At 43.1% G+C, this 18,393-nt stretch carries 15 protein-coding genes; 6 read left to right on the top strand and 9 right to left on the bottom strand.

Features of this window, described 5'->3' with window-relative positions; genetic code table 11:
* Positions 1 to 153 precede the first annotated feature (153 nt).
* The 3 genes from glgA to topA form a co-directional block, all read right to left on the bottom strand.
* Positions 154 to 1,608, bottom strand: a complete 1,455-nt coding sequence (glgA, locus tag OCT63_RS06065; protein WP_269983372.1) for a glycogen synthase GlgA — start codon at positions 1,606 to 1,608, stop codon at positions 154 to 156.
* Entirely contained in the window at positions 1,598 to 2,827 is a 1,230-nt protein-coding gene (glgC, locus tag OCT63_RS06060; protein WP_269983371.1) for a glucose-1-phosphate adenylyltransferase, read from the bottom strand. Before glgC ends, glgA begins: the two co-directional genes overlap by 11 nt.
* Before the next feature lie 522 nt (positions 2,828 to 3,349).
* Complete coding sequence (topA, locus tag OCT63_RS06055) at positions 3,350 to 5,980, bottom strand: type I DNA topoisomerase (protein WP_060467399.1); 2,631 nt, start codon at positions 5,978 to 5,980, stop codon at positions 3,350 to 3,352.
* A gap of 439 nt (positions 5,981 to 6,419) precedes the next feature.
* Between topA and OCT63_RS06050 the strand changes: the two genes are divergently transcribed.
* On the top strand, positions 6,420 to 6,665 hold the full coding sequence (locus OCT63_RS06050) for a YciN family protein (protein ID WP_060467398.1): 246 nt from the start codon (positions 6,420 to 6,422) through the stop codon (positions 6,663 to 6,665).
* Between the two features lie 61 nt (positions 6,666 to 6,726).
* Here the strand turns inward: OCT63_RS06050 and aroA are convergent, their stop codons facing one another.
* On the bottom strand, positions 6,727 to 8,007 hold the full coding sequence (aroA, locus tag OCT63_RS06045; protein WP_269983370.1) for a 3-phosphoshikimate 1-carboxyvinyltransferase: 1,281 nt from the start codon (positions 8,005 to 8,007) through the stop codon (positions 6,727 to 6,729).
* A gap of 162 nt (positions 8,008 to 8,169) precedes the next feature.
* A complete protein-coding gene (locus OCT63_RS06040) occupies positions 8,170 to 8,625 on the bottom strand; it encodes a glycine zipper 2TM domain-containing protein (RefSeq protein ID WP_060467396.1) in 456 nt (151 codons plus the stop codon).
* A gap of 53 nt (positions 8,626 to 8,678) precedes the next feature.
* Between OCT63_RS06040 and aat the strand changes: the two genes are divergently transcribed.
* From aat to infA, 3 genes are all read left to right on the top strand, one after another.
* On the top strand, positions 8,679 to 9,392 hold the full coding sequence (gene aat / locus OCT63_RS06035; RefSeq protein ID WP_269983369.1) for a leucyl/phenylalanyl-tRNA--protein transferase: 714 nt from the start codon (positions 8,679 to 8,681) through the stop codon (positions 9,390 to 9,392).
* On the top strand, positions 9,389 to 10,087 hold the full coding sequence (locus OCT63_RS06030; RefSeq protein WP_269983368.1) for an arginyltransferase: 699 nt from the start codon (positions 9,389 to 9,391) through the stop codon (positions 10,085 to 10,087). The genes aat and OCT63_RS06030 overlap by 4 nt, the downstream gene beginning before the upstream one ends.
* A gap of 81 nt (positions 10,088 to 10,168) precedes the next feature.
* Entirely contained in the window at positions 10,169 to 10,387 is a 219-nt protein-coding gene (infA, locus tag OCT63_RS06025; protein WP_001040192.1) for a translation initiation factor IF-1, read from the top strand.
* Between the two features lie 173 nt (positions 10,388 to 10,560).
* Here infA and clpA read toward each other — a convergent pair whose 3' ends face one another.
* Complete coding sequence (gene clpA, locus OCT63_RS06020) at positions 10,561 to 12,834, bottom strand: ATP-dependent Clp protease ATP-binding subunit ClpA (RefSeq protein ID WP_161672214.1); 2,274 nt, start codon at positions 12,832 to 12,834, stop codon at positions 10,561 to 10,563.
* Positions 12,835 to 12,873: 39 nt separating this feature from the next.
* The gene (gene clpS, locus OCT63_RS06015) at positions 12,874 to 13,194 is read right to left on the bottom strand and encodes an ATP-dependent Clp protease adapter ClpS (RefSeq protein ID WP_029626771.1); all 321 of its coding nucleotides are present in this window, start codon (positions 13,192 to 13,194) and stop codon (positions 12,874 to 12,876) included.
* A gap of 586 nt (positions 13,195 to 13,780) precedes the next feature.
* Between clpS and cspD the strand changes: the two genes are divergently transcribed.
* Complete coding sequence (gene cspD / locus OCT63_RS06010) at positions 13,781 to 14,002, top strand: cold shock domain-containing protein CspD (RefSeq protein WP_017055029.1); 222 nt, start codon at positions 13,781 to 13,783, stop codon at positions 14,000 to 14,002.
* Positions 14,003 to 14,257: 255 nt separating this feature from the next.
* Here cspD and OCT63_RS06005 read toward each other — a convergent pair whose 3' ends face one another.
* The gene (locus OCT63_RS06005; RefSeq protein WP_269983367.1) at positions 14,258 to 16,483 is read right to left on the bottom strand and encodes an NADP-dependent isocitrate dehydrogenase; all 2,226 of its coding nucleotides are present in this window, start codon (positions 16,481 to 16,483) and stop codon (positions 14,258 to 14,260) included.
* 321 nt (positions 16,484 to 16,804) lie between these two features.
* On the opposite strand from OCT63_RS06005, the gene OCT63_RS06000 reads away from it, so the two are divergent.
* The gene (locus OCT63_RS06000) at positions 16,805 to 17,539 is read left to right on the top strand and encodes a pseudouridine synthase (RefSeq protein WP_269983366.1); all 735 of its coding nucleotides are present in this window, start codon (positions 16,805 to 16,807) and stop codon (positions 17,537 to 17,539) included.
* An 80-nt stretch (positions 17,540 to 17,619) separates the two neighbouring features.
* Here OCT63_RS06000 and OCT63_RS05995 read toward each other — a convergent pair whose 3' ends face one another.
* Positions 17,620 to 18,276: a DUF2057 family protein gene (locus tag OCT63_RS05995; protein WP_161678023.1), complete on the bottom strand. Its 657-nt coding sequence runs from the start codon at positions 18,274 to 18,276 to the stop codon at positions 17,620 to 17,622.
* Positions 18,277 to 18,393: the final 117 nt, after the last annotated feature.

Below are 18,393 nucleotides of genomic sequence, written 5' to 3'. Positions count from 1 at the left end.
TTTTCTACCTGACTAAAATGAGTTTGCAAGCTTGGTCTTCGTAAACGTGATGTGTTCTGATCAGAAAACAAAAAGGCACTCTACCACCAGAGCGCCTTCTTTTATTAAGAACTGTTGTTATCCGCCAGCTAATTTTAAAGCTGAATCAAAAAGTTAAAATGCCGAATGGTACATGGCAAGATATTCTTTAGCCGCCACTTCCCAATTAAAATCTTGTTGCATCGCATAAAGCTGAACACGCTTAATTTCAGATGGATTTTGCGCATAAAGCAGCAATGAACGATGTAAGACTGCCAGTAACGCCTGCGGTGTTGGCTCCTCAAAAGCAAACCCTGTGGCTAACTCAGGAGCTTGGTCGTAATCATTCACGCTGTCTTTTAAACCCCCCACAGAACGGACTATCGGTAAAGTCCCGTAAGCCATGCTGTAGATCTGGTTTAAACCACAAGGCTCGAATTCGGAAGGCATCAAAAAGAAATCAGAGCCCGCTTCAACTAAGTGCGCAAGTTCATTATTGTACGCTTCTACGAACGAGAACTTGTCTGAATGAAGTGCGGATAGCTCTTTCAACTGACTCGCCAACACTGGATCGCCTGTTCCTACAATCACAATCTGAAGCTCATTCTTCAAAAACTGCTCGATGATGGGCAATAAATAATGCACGCCTTTTTGATGGGTCAGACGACAAACCATGCCATACACAGCGCAGTCGATAGCTGGCAAACCAACATTTTGTTGCAATTTTTGCTTACACGCCGATTTACCACGAACCATGCTGTGCTTAGTCGCTTTGTATTTGCGAGGCAAAAAATCATCCGTTTCAGGATTCCAAGCACCATAATCACAGCCATTCAAAATACCGAACAAGTCCGAAGCTCTGTGTTGGAACTCTGCTGCCATACCATGACTGCCAAGCTCAGTTTTGAGCTCTTCTGCATAGGTTGGGCTTACTGCATTCACTTTGTCTGCACACAAAACACCCGCTTTTAGCATGGTAACGTGAGTATCACTTACTGCAGCTTCAGGTACGTTATAGCTGTGCATTTCAGGCAGGCATTGCAACTCTTCGTAAGAAAAAACGCCTTTGAACACCGCGTTGTGAATTGATATAACACTGCGAGTGTTTTCGAAAAATTCGTGCTGGTGATAACGAAACTTAAGCAAGAAAGGAACAAAGCCCGTATGCCAGTCGTTCGCATGAACGATATCAGGTTGGAAACCAAGCTTTGGCAACATATCCAAACACGCGGCGCTAAAAAACGAAAAGCGTTCTCCATTGTCAGCGTAAGCTTGGTTGTTCTCTGCATACATTTCTGGGCGGTCGAAATACTGGGCACATTCGATGCCTAAAACTTGAACGCCTTCTACGGTCAGTTTCTTAACCTGATAAGCAGTATGAGGCCAATGATCGAGTTCAGTCGATAAAATAACGTCTGCTGAGTCAATGTTTGGAATATTTCTATATGCGGGAATAGTCACTCGAACGTCCTGGTCGAGAGCTTGCAAAGCCTTCGGCAGTGCCTTGGCTACATCAGCCAAGCCACCACTTTTAATCAAGCCTTCAACTTCAGACGCTACAAAAAGTACCGAGAGAGTCTTAGTAACCAACTCGTGCTCCTTTTTCAATAACTACGACACCATCATCAGATACGTGGTAATGCTTTTTGTCTTCTGTCAAATTTACACCAATCTGTGTACCCGGTGCGATGTCTGCATCTTTATCAATAATAACGCGGCGCAGGATACAACCCTCACCCACTTTTACATCACCGAGTAAGATACTTTCGCTAATATCACACGCTGATGCGATATTGCTACGGAATCCCAATACACTCTTTTCAATACGCGAACCACGTACATAACTACCGCTACACACAAGGCTATCAATGATCTGAATTCGACCATTTGCCGAATCAGTAAACGTAGCTGGTGGTAGTGGTGGATAATAAGTGTGTAGAGGCCATTTGCGGTTATATAGTGAGAATGGCGCATCTTTCTTGAGAAGGTCCATGTGCGCTTGCCAGTATGCGTCAATCGTGCCTACATCGCGCCAGTAAACTTCTTCTTTCTCACCAGTAATCCGGTTGGTGCTGAAATCATAAACAAACACGTCACCACGTGGGAACATGTTTGGAATAATGTCTTTGCCGAAATCGTGTGTCGAACCTTCTCTATCAGCATCTTCCGTTAGTTCAGCAAAAAGTTCTTTCGCTTCAAATACGTAATTGCCCATTGAAACGAGCGCTGATTCTGGATCGCCCGGAATCGACTTCGGATTTGCAGGTTTCTCTTCAAAGCCAATCATACGGCCGTCAGCATCAACCTCAATAACACCAAACTCAGAAGCTTCTGCAAGTGGCATACGTAACGCTGAAACCGTTAAAGACGCTCTCTTTTCTTTATGGAAATCAAGCATCTGTTTGATATCCATTTTATAGATGTGGTCAGAACCGAAAATACAGACTTGATCTGGTTCTTCCAACTCCATGAAACCCATATTTTGGTAAATAGCATCTGCCGTACCTTCATACCAACGCTTTCCTTTACGCATTTGCGCTGGAATAGGGTCAATAAAACGATCTGTTATACCACTGATATTCCAACCTTTTTTCATATGATGAAACAAAGATTGTGACTTAAATTGTGTTAACACATAGATCTTCATAAGATCTGCATTGACGAAATTGTTTAAAGCGAAATCAATTAAGCGGTAGCTACCACCGAACGGAACCGAGGGTTTGCTGCGAGATTCTGTTAAAGGTCTCAAGCGCGAGCCTTCGCCACCAGCAAGAATCATTCCCAATACACCAGCCATTTTATTCTCCATATATCTATAGCTTGTCGATGTCAGTACTCGTAGAGGTATCTTCCTCTGGGGGATGAGCACTAACACTTATTCAGGGTACTTAGCGAATATCTATTCACATACAGTGGCGATATCCTAAGCCAAACGTTATTATATGTGCATTATTATTTGCACTTAGTTTTATATACGTTATCGACTTTCCTGTCGATTTCAATTTTTAATACGCCATTCTGCGCTATGTAACCGATTGCTTTTTCTAAGACTTAAAGCAGCTCACACTACCCCCTCTCAGAGATACATTACATTAACACTCACCACACATTAGGTATACAACTAACCCCAAACTTGAGAGTTACAGTATTTTAATTGAGTTACAATACTGTTAAAACCACATAAAAAGATACGATTAATCATTTCCTTCATTTTCCTGTGGTCATTTAATAAAACTTCAGAACTAACAGGAGTCTACCATTTGCATAATTAGTCATATTTAGATCAAAAAAAAGCAGCCGAATGGCTGCTTTTTCAATCAATAACGTTCAATCACTTTTCTTTGGGCTTTTTACGCTTATCCGTAACTTCCCATTTACCGTCGATGTACAACGCAGTCCAACCGGATGGTTTTCCATCGACTTCAGTACGCACGTAGTTTTCTTTAGTCTTACGACTAAAACGAACCACTGTCGGCTTACCATCAGGGTCAGCAACTGGTGCTGATGTTAGGTATTTGAATTTAGGTGAAATTCGGTCTTTAAAACGAACCAGCTCTTCTACTAATGGCGCACGTGTTTCACGCGATTTAGGGAAGTTACTCGCCGCCATAAACAAGCCAGAAGCACCATCACGAAGCACAAAGTACGCGTCTGAATTTTCACATGGAAGCTCAGGGAAGTGCACGGGATCTTCTTTAGGTGGCGCAACTTCACCATTCTTCAAAATCTTACGAGTGTTCTTACAATCTTCACTCGTACAGTCCATGTATTTTCCGAAACGACCGTTTTTCAAAACCATGTCAGAACCACACTTATCACATTCAACAAGCGGGCCATCGTAGCCTTTCACTTTAAATTCGCCGTACTCAACCACATAACCTTCACAGTTAGGGTTGTTACCACACACGTGCATCTTACGCTTATCATCAATCAGATAAGCATCCATTGCTGTTTCACAGATAGGACAACGTTTTTTGGCTCGAAGTGCTGCGGTTTCAACGTCCTCTTCAAGAACGTTAACAATGCCTTCTTCATCACCAAGGTTTATTGTCGTCTTACAACGCTCTTTTGGTGGAAGCGCATAACCAGAACAGCCAAGAAATACACCTGTCGAAGCGGTACGAATACCCATTTTACGGCTACAAGTCGGACACTCAATATCGGTTTCCACGATATGGTTTGGCTTCATGCCACCAGCGTCTTCGTCTAAATCCGCTTTTTCCAAATCGCCAGTAAAGTCTTCGAAGAAGTTATCTAGCACGCCTTTCCAGCTTGCTTCGCCTTCTGCGATCTGGTCTAACTTCTGCTCCATACGAGCAGTGAAATCGTAGTTCATTAGGTCATTGAAGCTGCCGTCTAGACGGTCAGTAACAATCTCACCCATCTTCTCTGCATAGAAACGGCGTTGTTCAACTTTCACGTAACCACGATCTTGAATCGTCGAGATGATCGATGCATAAGTTGAAGGACGACCAATACCACGCTTCTCAAGCTCTTTAACAAGTGCCGCTTCAGTGAAACGTGCCGGTGGCTTAGTGAAGTGCTGTTTAGGGTCTAACGCAATGAGATCGAGCTTATCGCCAATCTGCACTGCTGGAAGAATCGTGTCTTCGTTTTTACCCATTGGGCGTTGAACGCGTGTCCAACCATCAAATTTAAGGATACGACCTTTCGCTTTTAACGTGTACTCATCTGCTTTAACGCTTACTGTCGTTGAATCGTATTGAGCTGGTGTCATTTGACATGCTACGAATTGATTCCAAATCAGCGAGTAAAGCTTGTGTGCGTCTGCGTCTACGCCGTTTAGGTCTTCCGACTTAACATCTACACTTGAAGGACGAATCGCTTCGTGGGCTTCTTGAGCGCCCTCTTTGCTGCCGTATACAAGTGCTTTAGGTGGAAGGTATTTCGCGCCGTACTCAGAACCAATGTATTCACGAGCGGCTTCTACCGCTTCTGAACTCAAGTTGGTTGAGTCAGTACGCATATAAGTGATGTAACCCGCTTCATACAAGCGTTGAGCCAGCATCATGGTTTTCTTTACGCCGTAACCAAGACGCGTACTCGCCGCCTGTTGCAGCGTTGACGTGATGTAAGGTGCAGACGGCTTACTCTTCGTAGGGCGGTCTTCACGCTTACATACTTCGTATTGCGCTTTTTCTAAAACACTAACTGCAGCTTGAGTTTGCGCTTCGTTTTCAGGTTTAAACGCAACACCATCTTTCTGCGCAACTTGTAGCCTGAAATCTGTTTTATCTGTTGTTTTAGTGTCAGCATGTACATCCCAAAACTCTTCAGGGATGAAAGCGTTAATCTCACGCTCACGCTCAACCAACAGCTTAACGGCTACCGATTGAACACGGCCAGCGGACAGGCCTCGTGCTACTTTCTTCCAAAGCAGAGGTGACACCATAAAGCCAACAACACGGTCCATAAAACGTCGTGCTTGTTGTGCGTTCACGCCATCAATGTTTAGCTCACCTGGAGTTTCGAAAGCTTGTTGAATAGCATTCTTGGTGATTTCATTAAAGACCACTCGCTTGTATCGCGTTTCATCGCCACCGATGATCTCACGAAGGTGCCATGCGATAGCTTCTCCTTCGCGGTCCAAATCGGTTGCGAGATAAACGTGGTCTGCGTTCTCAGCCAGTTTTTGTAATTCAGCAACAACTTTTTCTTTGCCAGGTAAGATTTGGTAATTCGCTTCCCACTCTTTATACGGATTAATGCCCATTTTTTTGATAAGAGCTTTGCGATCTTTTTCTTTCTTGATACGAGCTTTTTCTTCTGGGCTCATACCCTTGGTTGAAACTGCAGCAGCCTTTTTACCAGTACTTTGACCAGCCGTTGGTAAATCACGTACGTGACCTACACTCGACTTTACGACAAAGTCTTTGCCAAGGTATTTATTGATAGTTTTAGCCTTGGCTGGCGACTCCACTATAACGAGCGATTTACCCATATTGACTCTAACGTCCTTAATCACGATGCTTCAGCACCAACAATTTAACTTGCGGGCTTTTACGCATGATATTCTAAATTCATTGCTTCTTTTTTTACTATTGTGCGAGATTACTAGAAGATCAACCGCTTTTTTCAAAATTGGATCTGATCGCTCGACAATTCGACGACTCATAGATAAAGGGTCACAATATAAAGAAGCTATAAAGTACTCACGAAGAATACTTGCAAGAGCCTATTCATCAGGCATTACGTCTAAACGGGCTCATACTAAGCTTGTCCGCGAATCTAACGCGAGTTCCATTCAATTATTTTTGTCGTAAATCACAAAATAAATTGTGGATATTCGAAAAAGACTCTCTTAAACGGTTGTGAAATCATTGAATTTCTAGTTCGACACCATAAACTCAACGTTATATTCAGTTATCAGAGATAAACTCATGACAAAGAAAGTAATCGCAGAATTTGATTTACTGCTTATCGCAAACCAAATTATCCAATCACATGATGACTACATTGAAGGCATGCGCGCAAACAGCGTAGTAGAACAAGACGATGTTCTCATTTTCAAAGGTGAATATTTCTTAGACAGCAATGGAATGCCAACAGAACATACAACCGGGGTATTTAACATGTTTAAATACTTAGCGCACCATCTTTCGAAAGAATTTACGCTTCAGCAATAATTCAAAAGCTTGCCATTTAGGCAAGCTTTTTACTTCCTCAACCTTTATATGCTTTGCATTTTTATAGACTTAGCATTTTCAGCTTATCGAAGTAGTCAGGGAATGTCTTTGAAGTACAACCTGGATCGTTGATGGTAACCGGCGTATCGCTCAAGGCGACTAACGAGAAACACATCGCCATACGGTGATCATCATAAGTATCAATCGCCGCGTGTGTCAGTTCAGCTACTGGGTTAACGATTAGGTAATCTTCTCCCTCTTCAACCTCAGCACCGACTTTACGTAATTCGGTTGCCATTGCAGCCAAACGATCCGTCTCTTTCACACGCCAATTGTAGACGTTACGGATAGCCGTTGTGCCTTTCGCAAACAGTGCCGTTGTCGCAATAGTCATCGCAGCATCTGGGATATGGTTATAGTCCATATCAATACCTTTCAGCTCGCCACAACGAGAGATAACGTAGTCGTCACCCCATTCGATTTCCGCACCCATTTTCTCAAGCGCATCAGCGAATTGGATATCACCTTGAATACTGTTTTTACCAATACCAGTGACCTTAATTTCACCACCTTTAATCGCAGCAGCTGCAAGGAAATAAGACGCTGATGATGCATCGCCTTCCACTAAGAAATCACCCGGTGTCGAGTAAGATTGCCCGGTAGGAATCACGAACTCTTGGTAATCGTTATTAACCACATCCACACCAAATTGTTTCATGATGTGTAGCGTGATATCGATATAAGGCTTAGAAACCAATTCACCGTCAATTTTGATGGTCACTTCGCCTTCAGCCAGAGGAGCAGCCATCAAAAATGCCGTCAAAAACTGACTAGAGATAGAGCCGTCGATTGAAACCGTCCCACTTTTAAGACCAGTACCTGTGATCTTCAGTGGTGGGTAGTTTTCGCTTTCTAGGTATTCGACTTCGGCGCCGGCTTCGCGTAGTGCTGTGACTAAGTGGCCAATCGGACGCTCTTTCATGCGTGGCTCGCCTGTCAGAACATACTCACCACGACCTAAACAAAGTGCTGCAGCAAGCGGTCGCATCGCCGTACCTGCGTTACCTAAGAAAAGTTCAAGAGCTTTATCGCTTGAGAATGCACCACCCACACCCGTTACTTCACAAACAGTTTTGTCAGCAGACAACTGATAATCGACACCTAGTTGAGTCAAGGCATTCAACATATGGCGAATGTCATCACTGTCTAGCAAGTTTGTTAGGCGAGTTGTTCCAGTTGAAAGTGCCGCCAAAAGAAGTGCACGGTTGGAAACACTTTTTGAGCCAGGTAGGTTTACTTCCCCACTCACTTTTTGAATTGGTTGTAACGTAAGGCTTTCCATTAAATCTTTTAGTCCTTGTACCACCCGAAGTCACTGGCGCGTATTTATTTTCGGGTGATGAATAATTCTTCGTACTCGCAGATTAACTAACTTTTCCAACGAACTCCAGAGCTAATCCCCTTGATAAAGGCGATTAATCGGTCAATCAATTGAACCAAGACACTAGTACACGACATCAACACGTACGCCATCAGAAAAATAGAGAATTCGCACATCATCACCTCGGTTAAACAACATCGAGTTATCGACATCTTGAATAATGTTAACCAACTTACCCTCTTTGGTTTTGACCAATAACTCGACAAGTTTGTACTCAACTTTGTACTGTGTATTGCCCCGGTTACGAGCTATTCCCGCACCAGCCACTGCGCCCACGGCCGTTGCGACTTCCTTACCAGTGCCACCACCAAATTGATTACCGATCAAGCCACCGATCGCAGCACCCAATAAGGTTTCCCAACCATTCGCTTTCGATTCAACGATCTCTTGTTGAGTGATGTATCTAACCGTATCGATCTCACCATAAACCACCTCATTCACTGGGCGAGCTTGGTTTCTGTTGTAAGCTGCATTTGCCAACATGGGCAAAACAAGTAAAATCCAAAGCAACTTCTTCATGGTAAAACTCCTAAAGACCTCTTGGTCAGTGATTAATCTGTAACGCGGTACTTATGACTATATACCTAACCGAACTTGATACTACTAGTATAGAGTTTCCTTCGCCCTTCGACGCGCTTGATGAACCCAACGGTCTGCTCGCCTTTGGTGGTGATTTATCACCAATGCGAATTTTGAACGCTTATAGCCAAGGTATATTTCCATGGTACGGCCCAGGTGAGCCTATACTTTGGTGGAGCCCTGCACCGCGAGCGATATTTAATCCTAAGACATTCAAACCATCAAAAAGTCTTAAAAAGTTTCAAAGAAAACATAATTATCGTGTCAGCATTAACCAAGCGACCGATAAAGTGATTGGTTACTGTTCGTCACTCAGGCCCGAAGAAGAAACGTGGCTAAACAGTGACATGCAATCAGCCTACTGTGAACTTACTTCATTAGGCTTCTGTCATTCAGTAGAGGTTTGGCAAGGCGATGAACTGATCGGCGGACTTTACGGCTTGCAAAGAGGCCAAGTCTTTTGCGGTGAATCGATGTTTAGCTTGAAGACCAATGCCTCTAAGATCGCGCTGTGGTACTTTTGTGAACACTTTACACGATTCGGAGGAAAGCTCATCGATTGCCAAGTCATGAACCCTCATTTGGAATCCTTGGGCGCTATCGAAGTAGAAAGAGATGAGTTCCTTAGTGCTTTGAAAATACTTAAAGAAAATCAACTTAGCGATGGATGTTTTAAATCACAATGGCTAGAGGGAACGCCTTCATGAGTTCAGATTTACAACAAATCAGAATTGGATTGACCGATAACCATGCTTGCAGCTACCTGCCACATCTTCAAGAAAGAGTGGCGGTCACGCTTGATGAACACATGCACACTTCAGAGAATTATGAAGTTCTGCTCGCAAACGGGTTTCGTCGCAGTGGAGCTACCATTTACAAACCGCATTGCGACAGTTGCTCAGCATGCCAGGCCATTCGTATTTCGATTCCAGAAGTTAAACTTTCCAAAAGCCAGCGACGGGCCCTCAACAAGGCGAAAACATTTCGCTGGGAACTCAAAGATACAATGGATGATAACTGGTTTGATTTATATAGCCGCTACATAACCGCTCGTCATCGTTCGGGAACCATGTACCCACCAAAGGAAGAAGAATTTTTACAATTCTCACAAAATGAGTGGCTTACGACAAAGTTCATGCATATCTACGACGAGAACAAGTTGATCGGAATCGCGGTTACCGATGTTATGGCTCATAGCACTAGCGCGTTTTATACCTTCTTCGATCCAGATATCGACATATCCATGGGAACACTTGGTGTTCTATTCCAAATCCAACATGCCCAGAAAGAGCATAAACAATGGCTATATTTGGGTTATCAAATCGATGAATGCCCTGCAATGAACTATAAAGTACGGTTTCAACGCCATCAAAGGCTAGTAAATCAACGGTGGCAAGGGTAGAATACGCGACAACTTTACATATTTTGATTTTAACGGCACAATCAAGCCGTTGAAAACCGCCAAATTTCGAAAGAGGATTAGATGGCTAAAGAAGACGTAATCGAGATGCAAGGCACTGTCCTTGATACTCTACCAAACACAATGTTCCGTGTTGAACTTGAAAATGGTCACGTAGTGACAGCACACATCTCTGGTAAAATGCGTAAGAACTACATCCGTATTCTTACTGGTGATAAAGTAACTGTTGAGATGACTCCATACGACCTTTCTAAAGGCCGCATCGTCTTCCGTGCTCGTTAATTTTTAATTATCGAATACGATAAGAAGCGGAGCTATATGCTCCGTTTTTTAACACCTAAAATTCCCCGTATCCCAAAAATAAAAAACGCACAACCGAAATCATGCGTTTTATTTTAGCTATGTGTTCATTGAGGCTTAAGCCGCTAGAAAGTTAAACCATTAAGAAATAATGCTTAGTGCATAACTTCTTCTTTCGCCCCTACATAAACAAAGTCTAGATCGTCTTTTTTCAGGGACACCTTAACTGTACCGCCATCAACCAAGCTACCGAACAACAGCTCATTGGCAAGAGGCTTCTTAAGCTTATCTTGAATCACACGTCCCATAGGGCGAGCTCCCATCGTCTTATCGTAGCCTTTGTCTGCCAACCAGTGACGAGCATCTTCAGAAACCTCTAGAGATACGCCACGTGCGTCCAGTTGAACCTGAAGCTCAACGATGAACTTGTCGACTACTTGACTAATCACACTTGGGTCTAAGCTATTGAACCAAATAATATTATCAAGACGGTTACGGAACTCAGGAGTAAACACCTTCTTAATTTCACCCATCGCATCAGTTGCGTGATCTTGCTGGATCAGACCGATCGATTTCTTCTCGGTTTCGGCTACACCCGCGTTTGTTGTCATCACTAAGATAACGTTACGGAAATCAGCTTTGCGACCGTTGTTATCAGTTAGTGTACCGTTATCCATCACCTGCAATAACAGGTTAAAGATGTCTGGGTGAGCTTTTTCGATCTCATCAAGTAACACAACAGAGTGTGGGTTCTTTATGACCGCGTCAGTAAGTAATCCCCCTTGGTCATAACCAACGTAACCTGGAGGCGCACCGATCAAGCGGCTCACCGAGTGACGCTCACCGTACTCAGACATATCAAAGCGCAGCAGTTCAATACCCATCAGTTTAGACAGTTGAACCGTAACCTCGGTTTTGCCCACACCAGTAGGACCAGCAAATAGGAATGAACCAACCGGTTTATTGTCAGCACCTAGTCCTGCACGAGTTAGCTTGATCGCTTCGCTCAATACATCGATCGCTGGGTCTTGTCCGAATACCAACATTTTCATGCGTTGATCCAGTTTCTGCAGCGTATCTTTGTCTGAAGACGATACTGATTTCTCAGGAATACGCGCCATCTTCGCCACCATTGACTCAATATCAGCCACGCTTACCGTCTTCTTACGACGGCTTGCAGGAGCCAGACGGCTACGAGCGCCGGCTTCATCAATAACGTCAATCGCCTTATCAGGAAGGTGACGTTCATTAATGTATTTAGCTGACAACTCTACAGCGGCACGCAACGCTTTATTGGTATAGCGCACTTCGTGGTGAGCTTCGTATTTTGGCTTCAGGCCAATCAGAATCTTAGTCGTATCATCTAATGACGGTTCAACAATATCGATTTTCTGGAAACGACGAGATAGCGCACGCTCCTTCTCAAAAATACTGCTGTACTCTTGGTATGTTGTTGAGCCGATACAACGTAATTTACCGCTGCTTAATAGCGGCTTAATTAGGTTTGCTGCATCAACTTGACCGCCAGATGCGGCACCCGCACCAATAATTGTGTGAATTTCATCGATAAACAGGATCGCGTCTTCTTCTTTTTCTAGTTGCTTAAGAATCGCTTTGAAGCGTTTCTCAAAGTCACCACGATATTTAGTACCCGCTAGCAGCGAACCAATATCTAAAGAATAAATCACACTGCTCTGAATAATTTCAGGTACTTGTCCTTCAACAATACGCCATGCAAGGCCTTCAGCAATGGCAGTTTTACCTACACCAGCTTCACCCACTAAAAGAGGGTTATTCTTGCGACGGCGACATAGTACTTGAATTGTACGTTCAAGCTCTTTATCACGCCCGATTAGTGGATCAATGTTACCTTGCTTCGCCACTTCGTTAAGGTTGGTGGCAAAGTTTTCTAGACGGTCTTCAGAATTCGCTTCTTCTGCACTCTCTGTACCACCAAATGAAGCAGATGATGATGAGCTGTCGCCTTCGTTATTGACCTTGGTAATACCATGAGAAATAAAATTAACAATATCTAAGCGACTAATGTCGTTTTTCTTAAGAAGATACGCCGCGTGAGATTCTTGCTCACTGAAAATAGCGACAAGTACATTAGCACCTGTTACTTCACTACGACCTGAAGATTGGACATGAAAAACAGCGCGTTGGAGCACTCGTTGAAAGCTCAGTGTAGGCTGCGTTTCACGAGTCTCATCGCTCTCTGGAATCAGTGGGGTTGTTTGATCGATAAAAATATCGAGCTCGTTGCGAAGAGCATCGAGATCAGCCTGACAAGCTTGTAGCGCTTCCTTGGCCGCATCATTTTCTAATAATGCTAGTAGGAGGTGTTCGACAGTCATAAATTCATGCCGCTTGTCTCGTGCACGAGCAAATGCACCATTTAAACTCGTCTCTAATTCTTTATTTAGCATAAGTACCTCCTAAGTGAACAACAGTGTTGTTCGAGCAATTTATACTTGCTCCATTGTACATAGTAGCGGATGCTCATTTTCCTTTGAATACATCGTTACCTGAGCTACCTTTGTTTCCGCTATTTCAGCACTGAATGTGCCGCATATAGCTTTACCTTCATAATGAACCTTGAGCATCACTTCCGTTGCTTTTTCGATATCTAGTGAGAAAAATCGCTCTAGTATCTCGATTACAAAGTCCATAGGCGTGTAATCATCGTTATTCAATATAACGTTATACATTGCCGGTGGCTTTACTTTAGTTGTCTCTTTCTCCAGTAGATCTGAGCCTGGAGATGCCCATTCAAAGTTTCTGCTCATATCAGTTTTGCTAAGGGTTATTTTCCGGAAATCGTGAATGTTTAGCTCATTCAAATCTATCATATTCACGCTTTATGGTGTACTAAGAAACTGCACCAAGAAACAGGGCCAAAAAATATTCCTCTATACTGAGCCTAATCCACCATTTCCATAGCTGCAAATAAAAGATCTCGATTAACAGGATTAACATATGTGATTGATTAAAAAGACACCACAACTATTGACTCTGACAATAAAGCCGCCACTAAGTTACTATTTAGTTAATAGTTTGCAGTTAATCTCGAATGTGATTTGTTATTAAAATTGATCAATTTTATACCAATTTGCTATTGACTGTGCTCAATCATTAGCTACATTGGAGCTAAAAGGTTTTTTAATACATTTTTGCAACATGATTTGAAATCAGCAACACGCTTTAAAAATTAACAATAAGGAATAGTTACGCAGGGTAGCGTTAATTTCCGTAAGCAATGTACGAGGTTCAAGCTATCAGCTGAAGTTTTTTCGCTGATAAGAATGATATCAATCTCACTTACAAAAATTGATATAACAACGTTAGTAATAAAATGCATGAGGGATGTATAGCATGGCTACAGGTACAGTAAAATGGTTTAACAACGCCAAGGGGTTTGGTTTTATTTGTCCAGAAGGTGAAGACGGCGATATTTTCGCGCACTACTCCACAATACAAATGGAAGGTTATCGAACCTTAAAGGCTGGTCAGCAGGTCGACTATGAAGTAGAAAGTGGACCTAAAGGATCGCATGCTAGCTCTGTTGTTCCTGTAGAAGGTAACGCCAGTAAATAGGTTCACTGCCAACACATGTTTACGTTCATTAGTCCTAGTTAAAGGCGACTAAGTTACACAGAAACCGCTCATTTAGCACTGTCATACAGTCTTAAATGGGCGTTTTTTTTCGAACAATAGACATCAAGTAAAAAACGCTTTAACGGTTTCATTAAAGCGTCTTCAATTTTGGTTTAGCCAGTAAATACATTTCTTACCTGACTAAAAGGTAACTATCAAACCATGTTTATGACTTGATAGTTATGAGTACAATCACTATGCATCAATAAATGCGTTTAGCGTTGCACTTGGGCGCATTAGAGTTGAAACCAATGCGTCGTCAAGTAGGTAGTAACCACCTAAGTCACCAGCTACACCTTGAGCGTTGTTTAGCTCGGCAACAATCGCTTCTTCGTTTTCCGTCAGTTGATGCGCCACACTAGCAAACTCTGCTGCTAAATCAGCATCAACAGTTTGTTCAGCAAGTGCTTTAGCCCAGTATGCAGCTAGGTAGTAGTGGCTACCACGGTTATCAAGCTCTCCCACTTTACGTGAAGGTGACTTATTGTTATCTAGGAATTCGCCCGTCGCTTTATCAAGTGCATCAGCTAGAACTTGCGCTTTAGCATTTCCTGTCACTACGCTTAGGTGCTCTAGTGACGCCGCCAATGCTAAGAATTCACCGAGAGAATCCCAGCGCAGATGGTTTTCTTTCTCTACTTGCTGCACGTGCTTAGGAGCCGAGCCGCCAGCACCTGTTTCAAACAAACCACCACCGTTCATTAGCGGAACAATTGATAGCATCTTAGCTGATGTACCAAGCTCTAGAATTGGGAACAAGTCAGTTAGGTAATCGCGTAAAACGTTACCTGTAACTGAAATCGTATCTAGACCTTCTTTAATACGAGCCAATGAGTATTGAGTTGCTTCAAGTGGAGCAAGGATCTTAATTTCAAGACCATCAGTATCGTATTCAGAAAGGTACGTTTCAACTTTCTTAATAAGCTGAGCGTCGTGCGCGCGAGACTCATCTAGCCAGAATATCGCTGGAACACCCGAAGCTCGAGCACGAGTTACCGCCAGTTTAACCCAGTCTTGAATTGGCGCATCTTTAACCTGACACATACGGAAGATATCGCCTTCCTCGACGTCTTGCTCCAAAAGCACTGAGCCTGAAGCGTCAACAACCTGAACCTGACCAGCAGATTCAAGAATGAAAGTTTTATCATGAGAACCATACTCTTCCGCTTTTTGAGCCATCAAACCAACGTTTGGTACGCTACCCATAGTCGTAGGGTCAAAAGCGCCGTTCTCTTTACAGAAATCAATAACTGCTTGGTAGATACTTGCATAGCTACGATCTGGGATCATTGCTTTCGTATCTTTTTGCTTACCTTCTGGGTCCCACATTTGACCTGAAGAACGCAGCATTGCAGGCATAGATGCATCAACAATGATATCGCTTGGTACGTGTAGGTTAGTAATACCACGGTCCGAATCAACCATCGCTAGTGGAGGCTGAGTCTCGTATACCGCTTGTAAGTCAGCTTCTATTGCTTCTTTCTCCGCTTGAGGAAGCTCAGCAATTTTCGCATATACATCACCGATGCCATTATTAACATCAACACCTAACTCTTCAAATAGTTGGCCGTGCTTAGCGAATACGTCTTTGTAGTAAACCTTAACCGCGTGACCAAAAATCACTGGATCAGAGACTTTCATCATCGTCGCTTTCATGTGAAGAGAAAGCAGTACACCTTGCTCTTTAGCCGATACGATCTCTTTTTCAAAGAACGCAACCAAAGCAGCTTTGTTCATTACTGATGCATCGATGATCTCTTTATCTTGCAGTGCAAAAGCTGGCTTAAGCGTTTTCTTAGAACCGTCTTTACCAACAAACTCAATGCTTACTTGAGTAGCACCTTCAATTGTCACTGACTTTTCACTACCGAAGAAGTCTTTGTCGTCCATGCTTGAAACATGTGACTTAGAGTCTGCAGACCAAGCGCCCATAGAGTGTGGGTTTTTCTTCGCGTAGTTCTTAACAGAAAGTGGAGCACGACGGTCAGAGTTACCTTCACGTAGTACTGGGTTTACTGCACTGCCTTTAATCTTGTCGTAAGTCGCTTTTACTGCTTTTTCTTCATCAGTATTCGCTTCCTCAGGGTAATTAGGAAGTGCGTAACCTTTTGACTGTAGCTCTTTGATCGTTGCTTGAAGTTGAGGTACAGATGCTGAAATATTTGGAAGCTTAATGATGTTCGCTTCTGGTGTCTTAGCCAGCTCACCTAGCTCGGCTAATGCATCACCTATACGCTGCTCTTCATTCAAGTAGTCAGGGAAGTTGGCAATAATGCGCCCTGCAAGTGAAATATCGCGAGTATCAACGTCAATACCAGAAGAAGCCGTAAAAGATTGAATGATTGGCAGCAGAGAGTAAGTTGCTAGTGCCGGAGCTTCGTCTGTGATGGTATAGATGATAGTTGGTTTTTCAGTAGGCATGAAATTTCCCTATAGTTCTTACAAGCTCACCTAAAGTAGTGAGCATGTTATAAATTGACCAATAAGCGACTCTGAGAGTGAAAACTGCTTACTTGGTAGTCGTACTCTATCTTATTCCTCATGCTATCTTGATGGCAGCATGAACCAAATCCGTGAGTGCGTTGTTATAATAAAACACGAAGGTATAATTAAACAAATCAGGCTTAAGAGTCCATCAACTTGTTCGATTTTGTGTCTTTTAGGCGCGCAAATGATAGCTCAATTCCGTTTCAGTGAAAACTTTTCAGCACACTTCATTTACATTTTTGCAAGGTAGTTAACATGTCTACTCGCTCACGCAGCGCATCTCGCTCAGACAAACCAACTCGTTCTGGCGCAACATTAAAACAAAGCGGTAATAGGCAGAGCCGAAGCAGTGATAAACATAGCACTGGTAATTCACATAAAAAACCTCACTCAAGTAAACACCGTTACAAGAGTAAACCTATGAGTACCAAACCCAAGGTAACATTGGAAGAGCGAAAAGTGATTCTGTTCAATAAGCCTTTTGATACTCTCAGCCAGTTCACTGATGGTGAAGGCAGAAAAACATTGGCTGATTTTATACCAATTAAAGATGTTTATGCCGCAGGACGACTTGACCGCGACAGCGAAGGGTTAATGGTCTTAACCAATGATGGCATCTTTCAAGCTAAACTAACTCAGCCCAACTCAAAGTCACCAAAGACTTATTGGGTGCAGGTTGAAGGAAGCCCCTCTGAGGAAGATTTAGATAAATTGAGAAAAGGTGTCGAACTAAAAGACGGTATGACACTGCCTGCAAACGTAGAAGTGATGCAAGAGCCAGAGGTTTGGGAAAGAACCCCTCCAGTTAGGTTTAGAGCTGCAATACCGACTACATGGATAGCAATGACTATCATTGAAGGACGTAACCGTCAGGTAAGGCGTATGACAGCCAATATCGGCTTCCCTACCCTACGCCTCATTCGCTATTCGATGGGTAATATGAACGTCGGTGAGCTTCAGCCTGGTGAGTGGAGAGAGGTAAAGCTTTAACCGCTTGAACGAATAAAGCCAGCAGCTAGTGCTCCTGGCTTCGCTTCCTAAAAACAGTCATCAACGTTGATTGAGTTCGTTTACTGCTGATCAACCAACCATTTACGGAGTGATTTACGCTCAGTTGGCGACAATTTCAAATACGACATTTTTGCTTTTTGCATTTCTAGGCTATCTTGGCCTACAGACTTAGCTGCTTGTTGCTTACCGTTTACTAAACTTGCACCGGCAACAGGTGCAATGACATTACCCGCAAAGCTGATGCCATTGGCTGCGTTATAAATCGCAAGTTGTTCGTCAAGGTTTGAATATGGGAGCATGCCCTTTTTCCCCACCATTTTGATTTGGTCGTAATCTATATCGCTGCCATTGAGGCTCACATTCCAGTCAATCGTATCGCCTTCAAACACTTTTCTTGCTTGAAGTACGTCCTTCAGTTTCGGACCGTCGATTTCCAGTTCGCCACCATTAACATCCAAGGTAAGAATATAAGGCGCTGAAGTGAAGTTGCCACGCTGCTCACCTCGCCCCAACATCGTATCAATGCGTAACACGATTTGATTCGATCCCGTGGTAAGCATAAACGGTTCATCCATCTGCTTTTGACTATTGATAAATAACACTTCAACCCCTTGAGCCGCATCTAGCTCGGTCGACGAATTGGTGTTTGCATATGCATTCGGGACACTCAACGCGGAAAGCGCCATTAAAATCGAAGTCCAAATAGTACGTTTCATGATTTAACCCTTTTTTATCATTAAGTCTTATACCCAAATAACCTCGAGGTCTCGCTAACACCATGCATAAAAATATAGCTTACTAGCCAGAGATTTAAGCTCAGTTGGGTATAACAC

This window comes from Vibrio sp. RW, assembly GCF_027587105.1.
Lineage (GTDB): Bacteria > Pseudomonadota > Gammaproteobacteria > Enterobacterales > Vibrionaceae > Vibrio > Vibrio toranzoniae.
This window is presented reverse-complemented; position numbering and strand designations above follow the sequence as displayed.

Bases quoted from the DNA above. Each gene is read 5' to 3' on its own strand.
- glgC (WP_269983371.1), bottom strand. From the start codon at position 2,827: ATGGAGAATAAAATGGCTGGTGTATTGGGAATGATTCTTGCTGGTGGC.
- topA (WP_060467399.1), bottom strand. From the start codon at position 5,980: ATGGGTAAATCGCTCGTTATAGTGGAGTCGCCAGCCAAGGCTAAAACT.
- OCT63_RS06050 (WP_060467398.1), top strand. From the start codon at position 6,420: ATGACAAAGAAAGTAATCGCAGAATTTGATTTACTGCTTATCGCAAAC.
- aroA (WP_269983370.1), bottom strand. From the start codon at position 8,007: ATGGAAAGCCTTACGTTACAACCAATTCAAAAAGTGAGTGGGGAAGTA.
- OCT63_RS06040 (WP_060467396.1), bottom strand. From the start codon at position 8,625: ATGAAGAAGTTGCTTTGGATTTTACTTGTTTTGCCCATGTTGGCAAAT.
- aat (WP_269983369.1), top strand. From the start codon at position 8,679: ATGACTATATACCTAACCGAACTTGATACTACTAGTATAGAGTTTCCT.
- OCT63_RS06030 (WP_269983368.1), top strand. From the start codon at position 9,389: ATGAGTTCAGATTTACAACAAATCAGAATTGGATTGACCGATAACCAT.
- infA (WP_001040192.1), top strand. From the start codon at position 10,169: ATGGCTAAAGAAGACGTAATCGAGATGCAAGGCACTGTCCTTGATACT.
- clpA (WP_161672214.1), bottom strand. From the start codon at position 12,834: ATGCTAAATAAAGAATTAGAGACGAGTTTAAATGGTGCATTTGCTCGT.
- clpS (WP_029626771.1), bottom strand. From the start codon at position 13,194: ATGAGCAGAAACTTTGAATGGGCATCTCCAGGCTCAGATCTACTGGAG.
- cspD (WP_017055029.1), top strand. From the start codon at position 13,781: ATGGCTACAGGTACAGTAAAATGGTTTAACAACGCCAAGGGGTTTGGT.
- OCT63_RS06005 (WP_269983367.1), bottom strand. From the start codon at position 16,483: ATGCCTACTGAAAAACCAACTATCATCTATACCATCACAGACGAAGCT.
- OCT63_RS06000 (WP_269983366.1), top strand. From the start codon at position 16,805: ATGTCTACTCGCTCACGCAGCGCATCTCGCTCAGACAAACCAACTCGT.
- OCT63_RS05995 (WP_161678023.1), bottom strand. From the start codon at position 18,276: ATGAAACGTACTATTTGGACTTCGATTTTAATGGCGCTTTCCGCGTTG.